Here is a 16075-nt window from a genome sequence, read left to right as displayed (position 1 = left end):
ATGGAAAACCAGGACCATACTGCGGAAACGGAATGCGGAACGTCCACGCTTAATACAAAACGTTTTGAGCTTCAGGCTGATCAATATTCTTTTTATTGACAATGACAACACCGGTGTTCACGAATTTCGGTGTCGATTTTCCTTCGATGACGCCGATCAGCGTTTTTACGCCAAGAGAGCCCATTTGATATGACCCCTGCACAGCAATCGCATACAGCGTGCCATCCTTAACGAAACCTTGTTCATCTTGATTGCCATCAAAGCCAACCGCCGTCACCTTGCCAGCTTTTCCGGCTTGAGTAATAGCGCGCGCCATCCCGATCGCTGTCGGCTCATTGGCGCCAAAAATGCCCACCAGATCCGGATTCGCAGCAAGTACGTCAGTGGTCTGGTTCAACGCGTTCGCCATCTGCGATTGCGAGTAGAAAGGACCTACGATCTTCAATTTTGAATTGGCTTGAATGTATTTAGTAAAGCCCCCGACGCGTCCAATTTCGGATCCTGCCCCTGCGACATACGACATGATCGCGATCTTTCCGGTATTGCCCACTTTGGAGATCAGTTCCTTTGCGCAAAGCGCACCGGCAGCCTCGTTGTCCGTTGCAAGGAACGACTGGTAATACTGTTTGCCCGAGTCGGATATTTTTGAGTCGATCAGAACTACCGGAATCTTGGCTTCCCACGCCTTCTTGATTGCCGGAATCAATGCATTTTCGTCAGATGGCGCTAACACTATCCCCGCCACTTTCCGGTTGACCGCGTTCTCAACCATATTGACCTGATCTGCCACGGCAGACTCAGATGCAGGCCCTTGAAAGGACAGCGTATAGCCTTTCGCCTCCTTAATTGATGCCAAGCTACCCTTTTGAACGTTCTGCCAGAAGTTTGAACTCGAGGTTTTCACAATCACTGCAATTTCACCGCCTGCCGCGAAAGCTGTGCTCGTACTCATAGAAAACGCCACGGTGGCAGCCAACATGCCCAAAGAAAATTTCTTCACGATCTCCATATTCCATCTCCTCGTTTTATATTGAATGGGTACTGCTCTTAATTACAACGTCACACGGCGATGCGAAGCGCCTCGCCTTGCGTCGATGTTTTCAACGGCGGTTACGCATCTGATCAATCCATACCGTCAGCAGGATGACCAAGCCGATAATGATTTGCTGAACGAAACTGGATACACCGTTCATATTGAGACCGTTACGCAGAATGCCGATCACGAAGGAGCCGATGGCTGTACCCGAAATCGTGCCGATGCCACCGATCAATGATGTACCGCCAATCACCGCACTCGCGATCGCATCGAGTTCATACATGACACCTTCATTCGGTTGTGCCGTCACAAGACGCGACATGAGTACGCAGCCGGTAAGGCCCGCCAGGGTTCCTGAAATGACGTAAGTCCAAAGCGTGACGCGTGCGACCTTTACACCTGACAATCGAGCCGCCTCAGCATTTGAGCCAACCGCATAGATATGCCGCCCGAATTGGGTGCGGCTCAACATGATGGAAATGACAATCGCTATCACTACCATCAGGATGACCGGATAGGGGATACCAGGAAATACTACGTCGGGAAACGGACCAGTGGTTTCCTTCACAATACGAAACAGCGTGCCGTTACCCAGCGTGCCAAATTCTTCCGGGAGCCCGGATACCGGGCGGGCGCCGGTGACCTGCAGCGCTACGCCTCGTGCCACCAGCATCATGCCGAGGGTCGCAATAAATGGCGGCAGTTTCAACTGCGTAATGCACAAACCGTTGAGCCCCCCACATACAGCACCTACCGCAAGGCCACAGAGCATCCCGACCGGCACTGGCATTCCCGCCTTGACAACCATCGCTGCAATGACCCCAGCCAATGCGAGCACAGAGCCGACGCTCAAATCAATACCTCCGGTAATGATCACGCAGGTCGCGCCTATTCCCAAAATGGCGATAGAGGTAACCTGTAATGCCACACTCATGCCATTGTTCAACGTAAAAAATGCATCGCTCGTCAGTGAAAATACCAGTCCCAGAACCACCAGGCTGCCGAGCGCAGCGAATTTTTGTATCAAGTCTTTTTGCTTGTCATTCATTGTTGTCTCCGAATTATTCTATTTTTTGTTTTCAGTGCTATTAACTGTTTCCAGTATTTCTGCCGGAGGCATGGTGCATGATTTCTTCCTGAGATGTTTCTCGCGTGTTAAGGATTACAGCAATTTTTCCTTCATGAAAAACAGCAACGCGATCAGTCATTCCCAGAATTTCCGGAAGCTCTGAACTAATCATGACGACGCCGATGCCTTTTGCAGCAAGCTCATCGAGCAATTGATAAATCGCAAATTTCGCGCCGACATCAATACCGCGCGTTGGTTCGTCAAAAAAAAGTATTCGTGACCCGCGAAACAGCCACTTGGCGATTACGATCTTTTGCTGATTGCCGCCCGAAAGGTTTTTCACGATCTTCTGCGTGGATGGCGTCTTGATTCCGAGGGCGTCTATGTATGTCTGTGCGGCCGTTTCTTCTTGTCCAAACTTGATGAAACCGAAACGGTCCGTGACAGCAGGCATATTGGTTAAAGTGATGTTGCTTGCCAAAGACATGTTGATCGCAAGACCATGACTTTTCCGATCTTCCGAAAGATAGGCGATGCCGTGCTTGATGGCGTCAACGGGACATGTGATTTTCAGTTCGGTTTCACCCAGATAAATCTGGCCAGAAGAAACAGGATCCGCACCAAAAATGGCGCGTGCGACCTCCGTTCTGCCCGCCCCAATCAATCCCGCAAAGCCAAGAATCTCCCCTTGGCGCAGCGCGAAATCGATCGGGCCGAAATCATCTTGCCTTGACAGATTACGTACGGTTAGCAGCGTCTTTTCTGTAGGAGTGGACTTCCGCTCCGGAAAGGCATCTTCAAGTGCCCGGCCAACCATCTTCGAAACAATTTTATCGATCGTGATTTCGCTGAAATTGTCTGTGCTGACGAATTTTCCATCTCGCATGACAGTCACGCGATCGACGATGTGCCGCAGTTCGTCTAAACGATGCGAAATATAAACAATGCCTACGCCGTTGCGCTTTAAATCATTGATGATGTTGAATAGTTGCCCGGTTTCTGTTTCAGTCAGGGATGAGGTGGGTTCATCCATGATCAGCACCTCGGCATTCAAGGATAACGCCTTGGCGATCTCCACCATCTGTTGCTGGGCGATCGAAAGAGATTTGACGAGATCGGCTGGCTTGATGTTTACCTTCAAGCGGTCAAGGCATATCTGCGCGTTTGCATTCATCTTCTTCCGGTCGACGAACAGCCCCTTCTTCGGCTCACGCGCCAGGAAAATGTTTTCGGCAACAGACAAATGTGGAACCAGGTTCAGTTCCTGATGAATGATCGCAATACCGGCGATCTGGGCTTCTGTGCTGGATTCAAAACGGCACTCGCTACCCTTGTAAATGATAGCCCCTTGATCCGCCCGATATACGCCGCTGATTATTTTCATCAGCGTCGATTTACCTGCACCATTTTCTCCGCAGATGGCGTGAACCTCCCCTTTTTTGAGATCGAAACTGACGCGATCCAAGGCTAGTACACCGGGAAAGCGTTTAGTCACATTGCTCAGGGAAAGAATACTTTCCAGAGTATCTGCAGGCGGTGAGAACTCGACCATTTCGGTGCTGCTTGCTAGCTGCATATCATTTTTCTCATAAAACTCGAGCAAGTTAAATAACTTTCCGTATCCAACCAAATTGGCATAAACAACATCAGCTAAATTTGTGCACCTTAGGGATGTATTCATTCGAATCGAATACAAATGTTAGAGCCAGCAGTAGATGTTTTTTATGTTTAAAGTACCGATATAAATAAAAAAAATGGTGTCCCTCCCCCAGCTTTCGGAAGGCGCTCTCCAATTCATTAAAGCAGATGTATGACATTGCTCAATTCTTCGGCTTACTGATTTGCCATAAAAAATTAAGCCAAATACTTACCCTGCATCTGGTTTTATAAATATATAGAACCAAAAAACCAAAGTCAATAAATAGTCATTGTGCGCCGCCGCACCCCCATAAAGGCAACGTCTTGAGGAAACGGACTGTGCTGCACCCGCCCCCTCCCCAATTCGATCGACAACAACTGGGCCGAGAACCAGATTCCCCCGTTGCCATTGGTCGCGAAAACTGAGCGTGTTTATGTGTAAAAATCCGGCGCATGCCAGCGTCTGATTATTCCCCGTAATGCCCGCGCAGCTGGTCCATTGGCGGCATTTCAAAAAGCAAAATACCTGCTCACGACAAATTTCCCCAAAAGGGCGAATTCTATATCGGGGAAAACCAAGCATTCAGTCTAGTTCGCAACCTATCGAAGCGGGGGCGCATTGGCCTTGTCAATCAGCGGCCCCATGCATCCGGACGTATTGCCGTGTGGATCAGGCAATGTTGGCCCAAGCCTGAGATTTCCCTGACCGGATGTCGCCGCCACAGCCGCGCATGGCATAGCGACACCAAGGCATCGGGGAGTAATAAACAATATATTGACATGCAGGCCATGCCAGTATGCATCGGGCTGGGCAAGCTGGCGTCAACCGGGTATTCGTGCAAGACCAGTTGCAAGCGGCATTGGTAGCGAATCAGCCCTTACTGGCCCCGAATGTAAGGCCAACGACAAACTGCTTTTGCATTAGAAAGAACAGGAGTACGGAAGGTATCGCAGCCAGAATCGATCCGGCCGAGACCAGATTCCATGCTGTGGTCCATTGCCCCTTGAGCGCCGCCACGCCAACCGTAATCGGCGCGACATCGTCGCCCTGAGTCAGGCACAACGCCCAGAAATAATCGTTCCAGACAAACGTGAAGACCAGGACGGCCAGGGCCGCCAGTGCTGGTCTGATCAACGGCAGCACGATACGATAGAAAACCGTCCACTCGCCGGCCCCCTCGATGCGTGCCGCTTCGATCATTTCGTAAGGCAATTGCTTGATAAAGTTACGCAGGAACAGCGTGCAAAAACCGGTTTGCATGGCGACATGAAAAAGAATCAAGCCGCTCACCGTATTAAACAAGCCCAGCGACACGGAGATCTCGCGCACGGGAATCATGAGAATCTGCTGCGGCACAAAATTGCATGCCACGAAAGTAGCGAACAACAAGGTATTACCTCGGAATTTGTAGGTCGACAGCGCATAACCGGCCATGGAGGCCAATGCAATAGCGCCGATCACCGACGGTATGGTGATCAGGCAGCTGTTCCAGAAGTAATGCAACATCGGCGACGCGGTGAGCGCTTCACGATAATTATCCAGCATGGCGAAATCTTTAGGCCAGCCCCAATAATTGCCTTCCATCAGTTCGTCGGTAGAACGTACCGAAGTCACCAGCACTGCCAATATCGGCAGCAGCCATATCAGCAAGGCGACCGGCAACGACAGTTTGTACAGGATGCGATTGGACGCCTTCCATTTTTCTATGGGCATGGGAAACATGGCAACTCCCTTAGCGTTCGTCGCGCAACAGGCGGCGCAATTGATAAACGATGTAGATCAGCATGATGGCAAACAAGGTAACAGCAATCGCTGCCGAATAGCCTTGGCGATAGTATTTGATCGCTTGGTCATAGGTGTAATAAGCCAGCACGGTCGAGCTTTCGAATGGACCGCCGCTGCTCATGACGGAAATAAGATCGAAACTGCGCAGTGCGCCAATGATAGTCACCACAAACGCCATGAAGGTTGTTGACCTGAGTTGCGGAAGAATGACGTAGCGCAGCATGCTCCAGCCTTTGGCTCCCTCCATGCGCGCCGCCTCTACCTGGTCGGCGTTGATCGAGGTCAGTCCGGTAAGAAACAGGATCATGCAATACGCCGTCTGCGGCCACAGCGCGGCGAAGATGATGCCGAACGTGACATAGCGCGGGTCGCCCAATACGGGTACGCCATGCCCAAGCAAGAGCGTGAGCAAGCCAAACGTCGGATCGTAAAACCAGCTGAAGATCAGCCCGACCACCACGCCCGATAAAACAAAGGGCGCAAAAAACAATGTCTTGATCAAGCGTATGCCGCGCACCTTCTGATTCAGGTAGAGCGCCGCGATCAGGCCTGCCGGAGGCGCCAGCAAAAACAGCAGTAGCCAGGTCAGATTGTTTTTCAGCGCGACATGAAATGTCGGCGCATGCAGCATCTCGACATAATTCGCAAGCCCGATGAACTCGGGTTTCATCATGCCGTCCCAATTAAAGAAGCTGAGATAAATTGTGTAAAAGATCGGATACAGCACATACACGGCCGTCATCAGACAGGCCGGCGCCAGGAACCAGATTGCGGCGCGGTTCCTTCTGGAGGCAGTGCTGCGCCGGCGCGGCTTGCTAGCCGCCGCAAGATCGGAGGGTTGCGGCCTTGCTGGCGTAATGACAGGCGTTTGGGCGGGCATGGCAATCAACTCCCGTTGAACAGGTTACAGCACAAAAATGTTGCACTAGGGGGCAAGCGCAAGGCAATGCGGCACTTGCCCCTTCGCGGGTACTGAGGAGCATCCGTTATTGGGACGGATCTGGTACAGGTGCTCAGCTTTTCTTGTAGATACGCTTGCGGCTTTGTTCGAGTTCGTTGAGCACTTCATCGATCTTGCCTGGGTCACTGATGAATTTCTGCATGCCCTTCATACCTTCGTCCGCCATTTCCTTGGTCATGTCGCGATCATAGAATTGTGCGATACCGCCCTTGGTGTTCGATAGAATCTGGAAGCCGATGCGTGAAATCGATTCGGTCGGTTCTGGCGATTTGCTATTGGCCGGCAACGACCCCAGCCCCTCGGCAAGCTTGGCGCTGATGGCCGGCGTGCCGACAAAGGCGAGGAAACGATGGGCGTCAACCTTGTTGCGCGCCTTGCTTGGAATATGGATCGATTCTGCCGGGCCATCCTCGGCGGTAGGAATCTTCGCGTCGATGATAGGGAATTGGAAATATCCCATGTTGGCAGCCAGTTTTGGCGGAAATCCCTTGGCAATGAAAGTCCCCATCAACATCATGGCCGCCTTGCCCTGGAACAGGAACGGCTGGGCGCCGTCGAGATCGTAAGATAGCGAATTATCGATGAAATATTTGTTGTCGATCAGGGTTTTCCAGGCGGTGTACACCTTTTTAACGCGCGCATCGGTATAAGGAATTTCACCGGCCATCAACTGCTGATGGAAAACATTGCCATTCAGACGCAGATCCAGATAATCAAACCAGCCTGCCAAAGTCCAGGAATCGCGCCCGCCGACCGCGAATGGGGTAACGCCGGCCGCCTTCAATTTGTTGCAGGCGTCGAGCAACTCTTCCCAGGTTTTCGGTTCTGCGGCAATGCCGGCTGTCTTGAACACGTCTTTGCGATAAAACAAGCCCCAGGAATAATATACAGTCGGCAGCGCGTATTGCTTGCCCTTGTAAGACGAAGCATCCTTGGTCGAGGCATAGACCTCATCCCATTTGTTTTTCTTCCAATCTTCGCTCAGGTCTTCCAGCAAGCCGCGGCTGGCGTAAAACGCCATGCGCTCGCCGTTATGCCAATTGATGACGTCCGGCGCCTGGGTCGACAGCCAGCCCGGCAGTTGCACCTTGTACGCCTCCTCCTCCACGAACGCCGCCTTGATATCGACATCCGGATTGGCCTTCTTGAATTCGTCCAAAGTCGATTGCCATACCGCGCGTTGGCTGGCGCCTTTGTAGGCGATATTCACGGCCAGGGTGCCGGCCGCAGCCGAACCCAATGCTGAAACCAGCAAGGCTGCCAGTAAACTCGTGCAAAACAGCTTTTTCATACTTGTCTCCTAATTATTATGGTTCATAAAAAACAATCTGCTTGCCAAATTTTTAATGCCGACTGCGATAGATGGCGACTCCCTGTGCCGCAAGCGGACTGGCGCCGACAATGAATTCCGCATGCTCGCCGTGCGGCACAACACACGACTGACTCCCGTAGTTGAAGGCGAACGTCAACCCGCCTCGATGGCTGATGCGCAAGGTTTCCGGCAAGCGCTCCGGCGCCAGGCCGGCAGCAAGCGCGGCCCGTTCGAAATAGTCACAGGTGAAATCGGCATCGAACACGCTGGCCAGATAGTGCAAGCGCTCATGTTGCAGAATCGCAGGATGACCGTCGCCGAAGGCGGCGACCACCTTCACACCGTCGCCGGCCTCGATCAGATCGCGCCAGTGATATGCCTTGCCTTGCCGTCCGCCGCTCTCAACCGGTTCCGTCACGTTGGGTCGCATCGATTCGACGCGCCATACGCGTATCGGCAATATTTCCTGCAAAAGGCCTGGCGGCAGATTCGCCGGTATTTGCAAAGAAGCGGTCTTGGAGCCGCTACGCGGCCCGAGCAATACCTGCGCACCGCTCGCCTTCAGCCGCGCGGCCAGGTCGGCCGGCAGCACAGGCAATGGCGGCACCACGATCATGGCATAGCCATCAAGCTCTGCGCTGAGCGGAACAATATCCACGTCCAGGCCAAGCGAACGCAAGGCAGAATAATATTCAAAGGCGACCTGCGGATAATGGAAATCCGCCCCCTGCGGATGGATCTCGAACAACCACTTGGCGGCGTAATCGAACAACAGCGCGACCTTGCCGCGCGGTTGCTGCAGCGCTCCTGCCGCCTGCTCGACCTGCTGTATTTCCTCGGCCACGCGCTGCGCTTCATGGCCGCCGATGTCGAGACGATTATCGGGCGTATTCAGGCCTGCATGCATTTGTTCCTGGGCGAACGGCACTTGCCGCCAGCGGAAATAGGAGACGCAGCCGGCGCCGTGCGCAAAGGCTTCCCAACTCCACAGGCGCACCATGCCCGGCAGAGGATTCGGATTCCATTGCGCCCAGTTCACCGGCCCCGGCTGCTGCTCCATCACCCAGAACGGTTGCGCCGACATGCCCCGGTACAAATCGTGATTAAAGGAAGCGAAGTCAGGATGGCCAGTGCGCAGCCAGCGGGCTTTGATTTCCGGCGCGAACCACAGTTCTTCCAGAGCGCCGAGCGGATAACTGTCCCAGCTGGCGACATCGAGATCCGCCGCCACCGGATAGTGGTCGAATTCGGTAAACATTTGCATAAAATTGTGCACCATCACCCGTCCTGGCGCATGCGCTCTCAGGATATCGACTTGCATGCGGTTATAGCGCGCCACTTCATCGGACGCAAAGCGGCGGTAATCCAGGCGATGCGAAGGATGCGCTTCCGTCACGGTGCCGACCGGCGCGTCGATTTCGTCGAAACTGCGGTACTCGGCGCTCCAAAATACGGTACCCCAAGCCTGGTTGAGCGCGTCTATGGTGTGATAGCGCTGCTGCAGCCAGCGGCGAAACCCCTGCTGTGCCGCCGCCGAATAGCTCACCACCGTATGATGGCAGCCATATTCGTTATCCACTTGCCAGGCGGTGATTGCCGGATGCCTGCCATAACGTTGCGCCAGGAGAGTGACGATGCGTTGCGATTCCTTGAAATACGATGGCGAGGAAAAATCGTAATGGCGGCGCGAACCGAAGCCCCGCGCCCTGCCGTTGGCAGCCACCGGCAGGATATCCGCATGCTGGTCAATCAGCCACTTCGGCGGCGTCGCCGTCGGCGTGCACATGACGACTTCCAGGCCGGCATCGGCCAGCACCTGGATCGCACGGTCCAGCCAGTCCCATTGATATTGTCCGGGTGAGGGTTCAATCCGGCTCCACGCGAATTCACCAATGCGTACTTGCTTGATGCCCAGCGCCGCCATGCGTTGCGCATCGCTGCGCCAGATTGCTTCGGGCCAGTGTTCAGGGTAGTAACAGACCCCTAATCGTATCGACATGAATCTCGCTCCATGGTTGTGGTCGTTGTTGTAATTGAGGTGGTAACGCCTGTCAGGCAGCCATTGCCACAGTCGCAGGCTTGGCAATGGCGACACCGCTGGCGTCGAACAAATAGGTGCAAGCGGCGGAAATGCCGAAGCGCAAGCGCTCGCCGCGCTGTATCGAAGTGTTTCCTGGCGCCTTGGCGACCAGCGGCTGGCCGCCCGGCTGCTCCAGATGGACGTAGGTCTGCTCCCCCAGGCGCTCGACCAGGACTACTTCCCGCGTCAAACCGGCAGATGTCGTATCGCTGCTGTCGAGATGCTCGGGGCGGATGCCTAGCGTCACCGCTTGTCCTTGCTGCAACGACGGATCGAACGCATGCACCTGCACTGTTTCGTCTGTATCGGACAGCCGCACAGTCACCTCGCCAGGATCGATACGGGTCACCACCGCTGGCAGGAAGTTCATCCGCGGCGAGCCGATAAAGCCGGCGACAAAACGATTCTTCGGATGGTGATACAGCTCCATCGGCGTACCCACTTGTGCAACGCTGCCGAAAGCTGCGGTATCGGCGCCGGCGTGCAGCAGCACGATACGGTCGGCCAGGGTCATCGCTTCGACCTGGTCATGCGTCACATAAATCACGCTGGCACGCTCGAATTGCCGATGCAAGCGCGCGATCTCGATGCGAGTCTGGCTGCGCAAGGTAGCATCGAGGTTGGACAGCGGCTCGTCGAACAGGAACACGCCCGGCCGACGGACGATGGCGCGGCCGATCGCCACCCGTTGGCGCTGGCCTCCTGATAATTCCTTGGGTTTACGCTTTAGCAGTTCTTCAAGCTGCAAGATGCGCGCGGCCTCCCTCACCTTTTGTTCGATTTCCGCCTTCGGCAATTTGGCGAGGGTCAAACCGAAACTCATGTTTTCGAACACCGTCATGTGCGGAAACAGCGCATAGCTCTGAAATACCATGGCCACTGAGCGCTGCGCCGAAGGTACATCGTTCATTGGCTTGCCGTCGATCAGCAGCTCGCCGTCGCTTGGATCTTCGAGGCCTGCAATGATACGCAACAACGTAGATTTGCCACAGCCGGACGGTCCTAGAAATACACAGAATTCATGCTCGCCGATTTCGAGGTCGACATTGCGAATGATGGGAGCGGCGCTGCCATAGGATTTTTGCAGCGAACGCAAAGAAATGCTGGCCATAAGTCCCTTTCCTTGCGGAAGTTGACAAAACTAGACTGTGAAATTGCCCAAACAAGCAGTGTCGGTTAGCGCCGCGATCCCAGCCGTTCAATCTGCTTGAACCAGCTGATGGCTTGCATGCCGCCTGGTTTGAATGGGAAAGGATTAATAGGTTAAGCGCTTAACCTGGTGTTCCAAAAAAAAATGCTGCTGCTTTTTTTGAACTTCATTGATATTGTCTCCACGTTGTTATTCTGAAAATGACGCCGTTGGTATCGATCATTTCGCTCGATAATACCAACCTTCTTTTTTCTGTGCAATCGAAATTGCGACACAGTTCAACGCTGAGTTTGCAACAACATTTTTGATCCCGAGCGCTGCCATCGGCTGGGGGGATTCGATCCGTGCGATATGCCTCGTTGACAATGTCGGTGATAGACGGTTGAATACGAGAGCTCAAATTTTCCTCCACCCCCATGCCTACTCTTTCTGAAGTCGCCTCCCTGGCCGGCGTGACGTCCGCGACAGTCTCCAATGTCTTGCGCAAACGCGGCAAGGTCGGCGAGCAGACCCGCTTGCGCGTTCTCGCGGCAGTCGAACAGTTGGGATATCGTCCGCATCTCACCGCTCGCGCACTAGCAGAAGGATGTGCGCCAACATTGGCCCTGATGGTATCCAGCATTGCCAATCCTTTTTATCCCGAATTTGCACTGGCCGCTGAACGCGCAGCGCGCGCCAGCGGACGATTTCTGATTGTCTGCAACACCAATGACGACCCGGAAACGGGGCGCGCCTATCTCGACCAGATCGCAGGCACGTTGTCCGAAGGCGTGCTGGTAATGAACGCCAACCTGTCCATCGACGACCTGAAGAAAACCGAGCAGCGCGGCGCTCCAGTGGTGCTCTGCATGTGGGAAAAACCGGATGCACCGCCTGAACTGCCCTGCATCGCCGTGGATTTTTTTGAAGCAGGCGCGATCGCGGGACGCCATCTCATCGGCTTGGGCCACCAGCATATTGGCGCGCTGGTTGGCAGCAAGATCAACGGCATACACGCCGAACGCTACAAAGGATATCTGTCCGCCTGCGGCGCGGTCGGACAAAAACATCCTCAGAACCGGACGCGCTACATCGAAGACTCGGTAGAGGCCGGCTATGAAAGCGCGAAAGCCTTGCTCGAAGCGCATCCGCAGCTGACCGCCATTTTTGCCAGCAATGATCTGCCGGCGCTTGGCGCTTTGAACGCTGCGGCCGACCTGGGATTGAAGGTACCCGACGATATTTCGATCATCGGCATCACCGACATTCAATGGGCGCGCCTTTCGCGTCCGGCCCTGACGACGGTGGCCGTACCCACGGTCAGCGCCGCCGAAATGGCCGTCGCTCTGCTGCTGGACCTGATCGGCAAGCCGGGCCAATCGGCCGCAATGCGTATCACGGCAACGCCGCAATTGATAGAACGCGCTTCAACCGGTCCGGCCACCTGTTGATTTGCGTCCAAATTTCACCCACTTTGCCGCATAATTTGCACACGAAATTGATCCACGTTTAAAACACAATCCTGCTAACAAAATTGAGTATGGGATTGGCGGGTCAAACTGACCGGGTCAACTCAGCAAGCAAACGAACACCAATCACTCAGTCTTTACTGCATTGGGTGCTCTTTTTACTGTAAAACAAATGATGAAGTAAAATTGGTTTATCTTAGAGAAACATGAATTTTACTCATTTATTATGATTGATCGTATTCATTTATCCATCGTACAAGAGGTGGAAAAACAAGGTTCGCTGACCGCGGCTGCAGGCGTCCTGCACGTGACCCAGTCGGCTTTAAGCCACAGCATGAAGAAGCTGGAACAGCAATTGGGCACCGACATCTGGCTGCGCGAAGGCCGCAACCTGCGCTTGACCCAGGCCGGGCAATACCTGCTGGCCGTGGCCAACCGGGTGCTGCCGCAGTTGGCATTGGCGGAAGAACGTCTACGCCAGTTCGCTCAGGGCGAGCGTGGCGCGCTGCGCATTGGCATGGAGTGCCACCCTTGTTATCAGTGGTTGCTGAAGGTGGTGTCGCCTTACCTGGCGGCGTGGCCGGATGTGGACGTGGACGTGAAACAGAAATTTCAGTTTGGCGGCATCGGCGCCTTGTTCGGGTATGAAATCGACTTGCTGGTCACGCCCGATCCGCTAGACAAGCCCGGCCTGGTGTTCGAGCCGGTGTTCGACTACGAGCAAGTGTTGGTCGTGGCTGGCAGCCACAAGCTCGCCAAGGAAGAGTACGTCAAGCCCAAACAGTTAACCAACGAGGTACTCGTGACTTACCCAGTGCCGGTGGATCGTCTTGACATCTACAGCATGTTCCTCACGCCGGCCTGTATCACGCCCAAGCGCCATAAAGCCATCGAGACCACCGACATCATGTTGCAGATGGTGGCCAGCGGACGCGGCGTGGCAGCGCTGCCACGCTGGCTGGTGCAGGAATACGCGGACACGATGGATGTGGTTCCGGTTCGGCTCGGCAAGAACGGCATTGCCAAGAACATCTACCTGGGCGCACGCGAGGCTGATGTGAGCATCGATTATCTGCGGGCTTTCATCGAGCAGGCGAAGAGGCCCGTCGTTGCTTGATCCGTCCTGGTGACAAGTCCTATGAATATTATTCATAAAACCATGAAAACATATCCATGTTCATGAGGCCAGACCGAGGGCGATAATGCCGGGTTACGCAGTCCGGCGAGCGCGGGCGCATTTCATGGAGAGTTCTCATGGCATCCACAACCGAACGCAAGTCGCTGGCCTTGCCCGACGGACACAACAAGGTGCTGCTGCATTCCTGCTGCGCCCCCTGTTCGGGCGAAGTGATGGAAGCCATTCAGGCGTCCGGCATCGACTTCGCGATCTTCTTTTACAATCCCAATATTCATCCGCTGAAGGAATACGAACTGCGCAAGCAGGAAAACATCCGCTTTGCTGAAGAATTTGGCGTTCCCTTCATCGACGCCGATTATGATCGCGACAATTGGTTTGAACGCGCCAAAGGCATGGAAAATGAACCGGAGCGCGGTATACGCTGCACCATGTGCTTCGACATGCGTTTCGAGCGCACGGCGCTGTATGCTCATGAACATGGTTTCCGGGTCATCACCAGCTCGCTGGGTATCTCGCGCTGGAAGGACATGCAGCAGATCAATGATTGCGGCGTGCGTGCTGCTTCGCACTATCCGGACATGCTTTATTGGGAATACAACTGGCGCAAAGGCGGCGGGTCGGCGCGCATGATCGAAATCAGCAAGCGCGAGAACTTCTATCAACAGGAGTATTGCGGTTGCGTCTACTCTTTGCGCGACACAAATCGGCACCGTCAGGAAAGCGGCCGCGAACGCATCCAGCTGGGCGTCAAGTTTTACGGCGATGAAGATGCTGCGGCCGAGGACTGAGTTTTGGTCATACCTGTGCTGCCTTGAGTAAATTAAAACAGGCGCTGAACGAAAGACGCTTCGTCTGCGTGCTAGAGGTCGTCCCTCAACAGTCCCCTGTGCGCTTGATCGCGCTTGAACAAATCGTGCAACGCGGGCACCTGGCAGGCTGGCCGTTACTGCCAGCCTTCGCCGATCGTGTCGGCCTGCATTCGGACTTGAGCCCCTTGGAAGGCGCTGGGGCATTGGGGGATCCGGCCTCATCCTTGCTGCACTTTTCAGGCAAGGATCGCGGGCGTGCAGACTTGCTGCTCCAGATGGAGTCGATGAAGGCTCGTGGCTTGGAGCAATTGTTGCTGCTCAGTGGCGATCGCTTGCCAGGCCATCATCCTGATCAGGCGCCAGTGCGCTATCTGGAGTCAGTACCCGCGCTGCAGATCGCCCGCGAGCACTGCCCGGACTGGCTGTTGGGCGCTGCATTGAACCCGTTCAAATACCGCGAAGAAGAAGGCGGCGCACAATATCTGAAGGGGCAGAAAAAACTTCTGGCTGGCGCTGATTTCTTTACCCTGCAACTGGGTTTCGACACCGCCAAGCATATTGAAGCCCAGACCTGGATGCGCGCTCAGGTACGTATGAAACCCATGCTGGCCTGCGTGATGCGCCTGAGCGACAAGCGCGCGGCCGTTCTGCAGACTGTGCCCGGCATCGTCATCACCGAATCCACGCGCGAGCTGCTGGGCAGGGAGCAGCAAGTATCCCAGGCCTATGCCAGCGCACGAAGCCTCGAGCGCCTGGCTCTGCAGATAGTGGGCCTGCAATTGATGGGCTATGCCGGTGTTCATGTGTGCGGTGTGCATACGCTGGACGAACTGCTGTCGTTGGAGCAGGCGATCGCCGAGCAGCGGGAGAGCATGAGCTCACTGACCGATTGGATCGAACGATGGCATGCAAGTTGGCAGATGCTTGGGGCGCCCGAGGTATGCTTCGTCCCCGCAATCGGCGCCTGGGAAATGGGGCAATCCAATGTCGCCGCCACGCCCCGGGAGCGCCTGCGATACGCGCTACTCTCCACGGTACATGGCCAGTTCTTCAGCCGCACGGGATGGCTCAGCAGAACTTTGGGCTGGAGCATGAGGCGACCATTCTGGAAGGTCGGCGTGGCTGCGGATGCGCTACATGCTGTCGAACGGACGGTCAAACGGCCGCTGGTCGGCTGTGATACCTGCGGCAGCTGCCGCTTGCAGGAGACCCTCTACGTGTGCCCCGAGACATGCCCTAAAGGCCTGGCGAACGGCCCCTGTGGCGGTACCCAGCTCAACCGTTGCGAATTTGCCGACCGCGAGTGCGTGCACAGTGTCAAATACCGGATTGCCAAATCTGCCAATCAGTTACCTGTGCTGGCGCAGACCTTGATTCCTTGCATCGAAGCGGGCAACAGGCACCGCAGTTCCTGGCCTGAATGGTTCGAGCCGAAAGATTCGACGCCAGGGCGCTGAATCGAACCCCAGAGCATGATAGCCGGCCAGGTAGCAATGGCCCCGCCGGGTAGCCCGGACTGATAAATAAGGCCGTCGGCATACCAAGGGTGATCGCCACCCCGTCCCATTTAGGTAACGCCACTTCGGCTCCGGCGCCAGGAATATTCAGGGAGATGGCAAGGCTCTTGATTGATTGCAACGTAAAAGAC

The 16075-nt window shown here is 54.9% G+C and carries 12 protein-coding genes; 4 read left to right on the top strand and 8 right to left on the bottom strand.

What is annotated here, in order from left to right; translation table 11 throughout:
- Window positions 1-49 precede the first annotated feature (49 nt).
- The 8 genes from CPter91_RS01730 to CPter91_RS01695 all read right to left on the bottom strand — a co-directional run bounded on the left by CPter91_RS01730 (window position 50) and on the right by CPter91_RS01695 (window position 10993).
- The gene (locus CPter91_RS01730; RefSeq protein WP_061945732.1) at window positions 50-1000 is read right to left on the bottom strand and encodes an ABC transporter substrate-binding protein; all 951 of its coding nucleotides are present in this window, start codon (window positions 998-1000) and stop codon (window positions 50-52) included.
- A 100-nt stretch (window positions 1001-1100) separates the two neighbouring features.
- Window positions 1101-2084 (bottom strand): ABC transporter permease, encoded by a 984-nt coding sequence (locus CPter91_RS01725; RefSeq protein ID WP_061936170.1) that lies wholly within the window; start codon window positions 2082-2084, stop codon window positions 1101-1103.
- Between the two features lie 40 nt (window positions 2085-2124).
- A complete protein-coding gene (locus tag CPter91_RS01720; RefSeq protein ID WP_061945730.1) occupies window positions 2125-3657 on the bottom strand; it encodes a sugar ABC transporter ATP-binding protein in 1533 nt (510 codons plus the stop codon).
- A gap of 957 nt (window positions 3658-4614) precedes the next feature.
- Complete coding sequence (locus tag CPter91_RS01715) at window positions 4615-5466, bottom strand: carbohydrate ABC transporter permease (protein ID WP_061936167.1); 852 nt, start codon at window positions 5464-5466, stop codon at window positions 4615-4617.
- A gap of 10 nt (window positions 5467-5476) precedes the next feature.
- Window positions 5477-6409, bottom strand: a complete 933-nt coding sequence (locus CPter91_RS01710) for a carbohydrate ABC transporter permease (protein ID WP_061945728.1) — start codon at window positions 6407-6409, stop codon at window positions 5477-5479.
- 133 nt (window positions 6410-6542) lie between these two features.
- Entirely contained in the window at window positions 6543-7781 is a 1239-nt protein-coding gene (locus CPter91_RS01705; protein ID WP_061936164.1) for an ABC transporter substrate-binding protein, read from the bottom strand.
- Window positions 7782-7833: 52 nt separating this feature from the next.
- Window positions 7834-9801 carry a beta-galactosidase gene (locus CPter91_RS01700; protein WP_061936161.1) on the bottom strand — a complete coding sequence of 656 codons (1968 nt, stop codon included), beginning with the start codon at window positions 9799-9801 and terminating at the stop codon, window positions 7834-7836.
- Between the two features lie 52 nt (window positions 9802-9853).
- On the bottom strand, window positions 9854-10993 hold the full coding sequence (locus tag CPter91_RS01695; protein WP_061936158.1) for an ABC transporter ATP-binding protein: 1140 nt from the start codon (window positions 10991-10993) through the stop codon (window positions 9854-9856).
- A gap of 455 nt (window positions 10994-11448) precedes the next feature.
- Here CPter91_RS01695 and CPter91_RS01690 point away from each other — a divergent pair, with 455 nt between their 5' ends.
- The 4 genes from CPter91_RS01690 (at window position 11449) to CPter91_RS01675 (ending at window position 15884) form a co-directional block, all read left to right on the top strand.
- Entirely contained in the window at window positions 11449-12462 is a 1014-nt protein-coding gene (locus CPter91_RS01690; RefSeq protein ID WP_061936155.1) for a LacI family DNA-binding transcriptional regulator, read from the top strand.
- Window positions 12463-12706: 244 nt separating this feature from the next.
- On the top strand, window positions 12707-13597 hold the full coding sequence (locus CPter91_RS01685; RefSeq protein WP_061936152.1) for a LysR family transcriptional regulator: 891 nt from the start codon (window positions 12707-12709) through the stop codon (window positions 13595-13597).
- 137 nt (window positions 13598-13734) lie between these two features.
- On the top strand, window positions 13735-14406 hold the full coding sequence (locus CPter91_RS01680; RefSeq protein WP_061936149.1) for an epoxyqueuosine reductase QueH: 672 nt from the start codon (window positions 13735-13737) through the stop codon (window positions 14404-14406).
- Between the two features lie 23 nt (window positions 14407-14429).
- Window positions 14430-15884 carry a methylenetetrahydrofolate reductase C-terminal domain-containing protein gene (locus CPter91_RS01675; protein ID WP_061936146.1) on the top strand — a complete coding sequence of 485 codons (1455 nt, stop codon included), beginning with the start codon at window positions 14430-14432 and terminating at the stop codon, window positions 15882-15884.
- Window positions 15885-16075: the final 191 nt, after the last annotated feature.

It is taken from the genome of Collimonas pratensis, from assembly GCF_001584185.1.
In the GTDB taxonomy this organism is placed as follows: domain Bacteria; phylum Pseudomonadota; class Gammaproteobacteria; order Burkholderiales; family Burkholderiaceae_D; genus Collimonas; species Collimonas pratensis.
The sequence above is the reverse complement of the archived record's forward strand: the minus strand, read 5'-3'. Positions and strand labels throughout refer to the sequence as shown.

Coding starts and splice junctions, on each gene's coding strand:
- CPter91_RS01725 (WP_061936170.1), bottom strand. CDS start 2,084: ATGAATGACAAGCAAAAAGACTTGATACAAAAATTCGCTGCGCTCGGC.
- CPter91_RS01720 (WP_061945730.1), bottom strand. CDS start 3,657: ATGGTCGAGTTCTCACCGCCTGCAGATACTCTGGAAAGTATTCTTTCC.
- CPter91_RS01715 (WP_061936167.1), bottom strand. CDS start 5,466: ATGTTTCCCATGCCCATAGAAAAATGGAAGGCGTCCAATCGCATCCTG.
- CPter91_RS01710 (WP_061945728.1), bottom strand. CDS start 6,409: ATGCCCGCCCAAACGCCTGTCATTACGCCAGCAAGGCCGCAACCCTCC.
- CPter91_RS01705 (WP_061936164.1), bottom strand. CDS start 7,781: ATGAAAAAGCTGTTTTGCACGAGTTTACTGGCAGCCTTGCTGGTTTCA.
- CPter91_RS01700 (WP_061936161.1), bottom strand. CDS start 9,801: ATGTCGATACGATTAGGGGTCTGTTACTACCCTGAACACTGGCCCGAA.
- CPter91_RS01695 (WP_061936158.1), bottom strand. CDS start 10,993: ATGGCCAGCATTTCTTTGCGTTCGCTGCAAAAATCCTATGGCAGCGCC.
- CPter91_RS01690 (WP_061936155.1), top strand. CDS start 11,449: ATGCCTACTCTTTCTGAAGTCGCCTCCCTGGCCGGCGTGACGTCCGCG.
- CPter91_RS01685 (WP_061936152.1), top strand. CDS start 12,707: ATGATTGATCGTATTCATTTATCCATCGTACAAGAGGTGGAAAAACAA.
- CPter91_RS01680 (WP_061936149.1), top strand. CDS start 13,735: ATGGCATCCACAACCGAACGCAAGTCGCTGGCCTTGCCCGACGGACAC.